3 protein-coding genes and 2 pseudogenes are annotated in these 7452 nt (G+C 59.2%); 1 reads left to right on the top strand and 4 read right to left on the bottom strand.

Going from position 1 to position 7452, the window contains the following annotated elements; all coding sequences use genetic code 11:
- A pseudogene (locus DES54_RS06375) lies at nt 1–203 on the top strand (IS630 family transposase); the annotation flags it as partial.
- A gap of 204 nt (nt 204–407) precedes the next feature.
- On the opposite strand, the pseudogene DES54_RS06370 reads toward DES54_RS06375, so the two are convergent.
- From DES54_RS06370 to DES54_RS06355, 4 genes and pseudogenes are all read right to left on the bottom strand, one after another.
- Nucleotides 408–4254 (bottom strand): annotated as a pseudogene (locus DES54_RS06370) (RHS repeat-associated core domain-containing protein); the annotation flags it as partial.
- Between the two features lie 11 nt (nt 4255–4265).
- A complete protein-coding gene (locus DES54_RS06365) occupies nt 4266–4673 on the bottom strand; it encodes a DUF1795 domain-containing protein (RefSeq protein ID WP_113865752.1) in 408 nt (135 codons plus the stop codon).
- A gap of 10 nt (nt 4674–4683) precedes the next feature.
- Nucleotides 4684–6537 carry a type VI secretion system Vgr family protein gene (locus DES54_RS06360; protein ID WP_113865751.1) on the bottom strand — a complete coding sequence of 618 codons (1854 nt, stop codon included), beginning with the start codon at nt 6535–6537 and terminating at the stop codon, nt 4684–4686.
- A 161-nt stretch (nt 6538–6698) separates the two neighbouring features.
- The gene (locus tag DES54_RS06355; protein WP_113865750.1) at nt 6699–7217 is read right to left on the bottom strand and encodes an Hcp family type VI secretion system effector; all 519 of its coding nucleotides are present in this window, start codon (nt 7215–7217) and stop codon (nt 6699–6701) included.
- Nucleotides 7218–7452 lie beyond the last annotated feature (235 nt).

Here is a 7452-nt window from a genome sequence, read left to right as displayed (position 1 = left end):
AGAATCCGAAGTTTCGTGTTATTTATCAGCCGGTTTACTCGCCCTGGGTAAATCATGTTGAACGGCTGTGGCAGGCGCTGCACGAAACGATAACCGGAAACCACCAGTGCCGCTCAATGTGGCAGTTACTGAAAAAAGGGCGTCACTTTATGAATACTGTCAGCCCATTCCCCGGTGGGAATCATGGGTTGGTAAAAATGTAGCGATATTAGGATCAGTTATTTAGGCATTCTTTCTGCCAAATGAGGGTGAATAGAATTAGGAAGAGGTCGCCCACTGAATCCATAATAGACTTTACCTGTAGCCTTATCGACTACCGCTGATGTTGCTCTGGGTAACTTACTTCTTTGTGTATTTGATGTAGCACTATCACGAAGTTCCTGTGCTTTTCTTTGTGCTAACTCTTTGGAACACCCAGCCAACCCAAACGGATCAACCCAACAGACCGGGTTATGAACATACCCGTAGTTACTCTCTCCCCCCAGCACCCCTATCGGGTCCTGCGAAACATAACACCCACCCGCCGGATCATAATAGCGAAATCTGTTATAGCATAGCGCACTTTCACTGTCACGATACTGTCCGGCGAACGCCAGACCGGGGTCGGGGCTTTCGGAGGGTTCTGTATGCCGCTGGCCCCACAGCGTCGCTTTCGGCGCCTGCCAGCGTAATTCGCCGTCCGGTTTGAACAGCGCCTGTGGCTCCCCGTTCTGGCTGCTGGTCACAAAATCCGTTTCCCAGCCGCCATCGGCCTTTTGCCGCTGCTGCACCACCAGTTCCCAGCCATTATGGACCCAGTGACGGCGGTGGGTGAGTTCGCCTTGTCGATAGTGGCGCACTTCGGCTATCTGATCGCCGTCCCACAGGTAGCGCACCGTTTCATGCCGCTGTTCACAGCGCTTGCCGATACGACGGCCAAACGGGTCGTAGCGGTAGAACCAACGCTCGCCGGTGGGCGTATCCACGACTCGAAGCTGGTTGCGGCTGTCCCAGCGGTACTGCCACACCTGTGGCCGGTAGCCCGGCCGCACCACCTGTTTTCTGACCAACCGTCCGGCCTTGTCGTACTGGTAATGGGTGTCGTCGCGCTGGATAAGCCGTCCGGCCTGCCACTCGGTCAGCCGTCCCGCTTCCTGCGGCAGGCCGCCGCGGGTATAGCCGTACTCCGCCACCGTTTCTACCTGACGGCCAGCGCCCCCCGACAGCAAGGATAGTACCCGGCCTGTCGCATCCAGCCGATAGCCTTCAGCCTCGCGGTTACGGCGCACCCCGGTCAGATTGCCCGCGCCGTCATACAGATACTCCCGCGTCAGTTGCGCCTGCAAATGACCGTCCTGCTGCTGTCCGCTCATCTCGCGCGTCAGCCAGCCCATCACACTGTACTCCCGGCACTGCATAAATCCACTGCCGCCCGTGCGGGCCGATTCCCGTCCCGCCGCATCGTGCGTCAGCGTCAGTTCCACCCCGTCCGGCAACTGCACCTGCCGCAACTCCCCGGTGGCGCTGTAGTGAAAGGCGCTGGTCAGCGCCTGGCTCTCATCCTCCTCGTCCCAGCGAAGCGTTCGGGTAACGTTTTGGGCTTCTCCCTGGTATTGGCGCCTTACTTCCGTCCCGTTGCACCATTCGCGCACCACGCGGTCACGGGCGTCGTATTCCCTCTGCACATGGCTGGTTCGGGAAACCACCTCCGTCAGCCTGCCTGCCGCGTCATAGCGGTAATGCACCATGTCGTCCGGCGCCGTTTCTTTTATCAGCAGCCCGCGACCATCGTACAAAAAATGGCGGATTTCCCCTTCGCCATTACGCACCTCGATGCAGTTGCCGTCCTCGTCATAGCGGTAGTGTGTTTCCGTTCCGGCCATGTCCCGTTCGCGGATAACCCGGGCGTCCGCATCCAGCCACCACTGCCAGCGGTCGCCGTCCGGGGCAATCACTGCGATCAGTTGCTGGCTTTCCCGGTCGTACTCGTAGCGCCAGGTGCGCCCCTGCGCATCCGTGCGCGGTCAGCAAATCAAAAGGCCCCCAGGTCTGCTGCCAAACGGCGCCGTTGCCATCCACGTAGCTCAACAGATTATTGTGCTTGTCGTACTTGCGCTGCTCTTTCCTGTCGTCCGGGCGTATCAGTTGTTCCGGCAGCTTCCAGCTTGCCCGGCGATAGCCCAGCCGGAATTGCGCCCCGTCCGGGCGCTGCCATTGCACTATCCGGTCTTGCTGGTCGTAGTGCAGGCGTGCCTGCACCTCCCCGGTCTGGGTGCTGACCTGGGTGAGCAGACCGTAACGGTTCCAGCTGAAACATATTTCGCTGGCATCCGGCCCGGTCAGTTTTTCCGGGTTGCCGGCATCATCGTAAGTCCAGTGCCAGGTGCGTCCCAGCGGATCGGCGATACCGCACAGTCGTTGCGCCTCGTCGTAGTCGTAGTGCCAGACATGACCGCTGCCGTCGGTGAACTGGCTTACCAGCCCGGTATCATCCAGGTAGCTGAACGCGACCACCCGTCCAGCCGGGGAGATTTCCCGTAGCAGATTGCCGTACTCGTCGTACTTATAGCGGGTGACATGACCCAGCGGCGATTTTTTCCAACTCATCAGCGAGAGGTCATTGAAACCGAACTCGCTGCGCTGGTTGTGGCCGTCGAGCATCACCACCCGGTCATCAAGATAGTCGAAGCGGGCGGTCAGAAAACCGTCGGCGCAGGTGGTGTAGACGCATCGGCCCTGCGCGTCGTACTCGTAACGCGCCCAGGTCTGGTCGTTGTCGTGCCAGCGCGTCAGCCGATTGTTTGCGTCATACTCGTAGTTCAGGTGATAGGCATGCGTGGCATTCGCTTGCACCAGCCTGCCGCGCTCATCCTGCTGGTACTCCGCCAGCCGTGTTTTTTGACCGCCGTCGATACGCTGGATCTCGCGCAGGAATTCCCCCTGCCACACCAGCAGCAACTCGATGCCGTCGCTGTGCCGTACCCGACGCAGATAGCCCTTCGGCGTGCGTATCAGGTCGATGCGGTTGTCGTGGGGATCATAGATAGCCGACAGCAGCAGCCTGTCCGCCTGCGGCACGGTGAAAGCCCGCCAGGTGCGACTGTCACGGTGCCACAGATAAAAGCCGTCATCGCGGCGGTGCAGTGTGAACTCGGGATAGTGTGGGCAGAACACCACCTTCACGTCCTGATGGAAGGTGAAGTCAATGTCATATCCCTGCGCCAGGGAGATCACCACATGGGTGTTGAGACCGTCCCGGCTGACTCTGGCGACTTCGCTCCAGGTGTCATGCCAGCCATGTCCCAGCAGCCCGATGTGTGTGGCAAGGGAACGGTAGGTGCGCTCAAAGCGCAACGGCAAGGTCTGGCCGAGCTCGAAATTCTGCCGGAATTCAATCACTTCGCCGCTGGCGATATACACCGGGTCTTTCAGAAATCCCCGGGTTGCTTGCTTGATACGTGCGAGACCTTTGCTGTTTTTGAATCCCTTGCTGGCACAGCGGGTCGCACACCGTAGCCCCACTAATGTTCTCAACGCGCCGGCGCGCATGCCTTTAAGCACGGCGGTCGGCCCGCGCCTGAACAACTTTGCCAGCCCTTTGAACATGCCCCGGCTGGGCGGCACCAGAAATTCGACCGCGATAAGCAGCGCCTTCTCCCACCAGCTGAACTCGTCGGCAATCTCCAGATGGGTGGCTTGGCCGGAACCGAAGAATACCGTGGCGGCGCCCTCCTTGATGGTCGCGCCGCATACCGTCTTATCATCGATCCGCGCCGCGGGCGCGCCGTTGACATACACTGTCTCGCTGCCCTGGGCAATCAATTGCGGCGAGTTGTGTTTGGTACAGGCCACCGTATCCATCGTGGCACGCGACACCGGTTTTTTTTCCACGAACACATTGTCGGAACCGCCGGATACTGGTCCGAACGATGGTGAACCGCTGTCGATCATTGCGGAAACCTTGTTGGACACGCTGTTGATAAGCCCGCCCAACAAACTCACCGCACCGAATCCGGCAGCCAGTTTGACCGCACCGATAACCAGCGCCGCGCCCATTCCTCCGGTACCGACCACCGCTACCGCCATGGCGGCCACCAGTGCGCCAACGATGGCTCCCACAAATGCTCCCCCAAAGCTTTTGTGTTTGATGGTTTTGCCCGGCGAGGTGGGCGGCTTGCCCTGGCAGGGTTGCGGCCGCGTTGCCGGCGGTTGGGGACGGTTGCCCGCGTGCATGGCGCCGACACGGGCCACGCGCGTCAGAATATCGTTCAGCATGAGACCTCTGCTCAGTCCGTTGCCCGGAAGGTCTCAATGACGGCCAGCAGCGCGGCTTTCTGCTCTTCCTGCAACTGTCCGGCCGCCGTAATGGTGAACGTCAGCAACCGTTCGCCACGAACCTGCATCACCACCAGCTGGTGCATTGACCCCTCCGGCGATCGCCAGGTGTACTCCAGGCCTCGTGCAGGCTGATCGTCCAGCGTCAGTTCCCAGGCGGCGCGCTCCTCATATCCCTTGAGGTGGGCGGAGAACTGCTCCAGCGTCTGCTGATAGACCGTCTCGGCCGACAGGCCAAACTCAATCGGTGTGCGGTTTACCACCAGATTGGCCGTGTCGCCCGGCAGGACGAAAACGTGGAGAGATTCATCACGCCAGTCATCCGGTATCGCCAGCGTTCCTTCGTTCATCTGGTACATAAGTCGTCCTCTAGTTCAAATCGATACGGGCACCATTCACCACGATGCTGTTGCCAGTGATATTGATGTTGCCTGCGTTGTCGATGGAGATATAACCGCCTGCGGTCGCGATCAGGATTTCGCCCGCCTGCGACTGAATGGCGATATTGTTTTTTACCTGCAACGAGTTGTTGTCATCCACCGTCGTATTGCGGTTTCCGGTAACGGCGATGGTCTGTTGCCCCTGAATTTCGGTCACCTGATCCTGGATGACCGAGACGGTCTGATTACGCTGTACCGAGATGGTCTGGTCCTGACCGATATTTTCGCTGTGGTCGACATTCACCGCCGTGCTGCGGTTGTTCAGCACCACCGTATTCATGTCCTTCTGCGCATGGATAAACACTTCTTCCTGCCCGGCCTGATCCTCAAAACGCAGTTCGTTGAACCCCGATCCTTTGTGGGTGGTGGTGCGCAGCGTGGTGCGGGTTTTATGCTCCGGCAGCGGATACGGCACCGGATTAGTCGCATGAAACGTCCGCCCGGTCACTATCGGCTGGTCCGGGTCGCCCTCCAGAAAACTCACTATCACCTCATGGCCGATGCGCGGGATGGCTATCAGACCGTACTGTCCGCCCGCCCAGCCCTGACTCACCCGCACCCAGCACGAGCTCTGGTCGTCGCTTGCGCCGTAGCGGTCCCACGGGAACTGTAGCTTCACCCGGCCGTATTCATCGCAGTAGATTTCTTCTCCCGCCGGGCCCACCACGGTGGCAATCTGCGGACCGTCCACCATCGGCTTGTGCGGCATCAACGCCCGCCACGTCGTTTTGCCTTTCACCACGCTGAAACTGTTGCTCAGCGTCGTCGGCTCGCCCCCGCTTTCCTCTTCCAGCGCCTGCGGCTGTTGCCCCACGTGCGTTACCCCGACTATCTGCCACGCGATATTCAGCGCCGCGTTCGGATGCTCCGTCAGCGAGAACGCGCTGCCCGGCATCAGCCCCGCGCAGTTCGATTCCCCTTCGCCCGTCACCGCCCCGGCGCGCAGCGCATCCAGCCGGTAGCCGCTGAACGCTTTTCCGCTCAGGTCCTGTTTGAAGCGCCCCGGATAGTCATAGTGCTGGTAGCTCTCTCGCTGATGCTCAAGCTCGCTGCCCGTCTTCTGGTGCGACAAGCCGTAGGCCGGGGTCTTGAAGCTGTAGTCCTTCAGTTCCACTTCCGCCGTGCTCACCCGCTCCGCATAGTGGAAACGTCTGACATACGCCCCTTCCGACAGCCCCTGCGTCGCCAGGTTGAAGAACAGGTCCGGCCCTTTTCCCAGCGCCCCCGCGTCATCCGCAAACACCAACCGGTGTTTGCCTTCCTCGTATTCGTGGAAGTAATACAGCCCTTCTTCCGCCGCCAGCCGGTTGATAAACGCCAGGTCGCTTTCCCGGTACTGCACGCAGTATTCCCGCTGCGCATGCCCGTGGCGCAGCGCGAACGCGTAATCCGTGATACCCGCTTCGTCCAGCAGCGTGGCGATAATCTCTTCCGGCTTCTGCGCCTGAAAGATACGCGCGTTGCTGCGCAGCCCCAGCCGCCACAGCGCCGGACGGACTTCCGCCTGATAACGCGTGCGGCGAAAACCGGTGTCGCCCTGAGTGAAACCGCTGACGATGCCGCTCACCCGGCGTTGCAGTTCCCCTTCGTACCACACCAGCAGTTCGCAGGGCTGGTCCAGCACCGCGCCGAAATCAATATCCGGCTGCGCGCTCGCCAGACTCAGCGACAAACTGAATGGCCGGTTCAGTCCCTCGTCCAGCCTGAAATCCACCACCGCGAACGTGCCTGCCGGCAACGCGCCGAGTGTTACGGTGAACTGTAATCCTGTGCTGTTTGCCACCTTATTTTTCCTCCCTCTGCCACGGCTACCGCACGCCCCGTTACCGCCCGGTGCGACATGCAATTATCTGATGAAAAAATGAAACCGCTGTGTTGCGGTCTGAGCCCGCTCACACCGCAGCACAGCAAAAAACCCGGCACGCTGGCCGGGTTGAACAGGGATTACGCTTCGACCGGCGCGCGCCAGTCGTCGGAGCCGGACGTCCCGGCCACCGTGTGCTCCCAGTCGATTTTGCGGTAGGCCAGCGACACCTGAATCAGCTGGGTGTAATCCAGTTTGGACGGGTCCTGACAGTGCGGCATCTGGCAGTCGATATCCACGATAGTGGCGTCCGTCAGCACGGTGGAGAAGAAGTGCTCCTGCTTGCCCTCAACGGAGGTGAGATACCACTTCAGGGTGACGGTCGGCAGCATTTCGCCGGAGGCCAGGGCGTTGTACATCAGCGGGACGGCTTTGTTCAGCGCGACGGTAAATTTGAAAGGTTTGTGGATGCGCTGACCGGAAGGCTGACCGGATTGCGGGTCGGTGGGGACGGTGACCACGTGCTGAAATTCCTGCACCAGCATTTCATCTTCGTGGCCCTGCACGTAGATGTTGCCGACGGAGTCGGAAGTGAAGGCACCGGCGGTGATGTTGCCCTGCGTTTTCCCTTCAATGCTGATATAACATGGGGTTGGCATGGTCTTGCTCCTTGTTTATTGAAAACAGTTGATGGAAAATAGTTGATTGAAAACAGTTAATTAAAGCTGTTAAATGAACATGTTCCTGACTTCACTTGTTTGTACAGCAATGTTTATGCCAATTTTTATATAAATTAACTTAAGTCAAATTTTCCCTAAGTAAAATTTGAGCAAAAAATTGCGCAGACTTCCCGAATCGTTTGCAAACATTGCGCAAAAAGTGATTTATGCTGGA

Source organism: Brenneria salicis ATCC 15712 = DSM 30166, assembly GCF_003315515.1.
GTDB classification, from domain to species: Bacteria; Pseudomonadota; Gammaproteobacteria; order Enterobacterales; family Enterobacteriaceae; genus Brenneria; species Brenneria salicis.
This window is presented reverse-complemented; position numbering and strand designations above follow the sequence as displayed.

Excerpts from the sequence above, each read along its gene's own strand:
- DES54_RS06365 (WP_113865752.1), bottom strand. The coding sequence starts at position 4,673 with ATGTACCAGATGAACGAAGGAACGCTGGCGATACCGGATGACTGGCGT.
- DES54_RS06355 (WP_113865750.1), bottom strand. The coding sequence starts at position 7,217 with ATGCCAACCCCATGTTATATCAGCATTGAAGGGAAAACGCAGGGCAAC.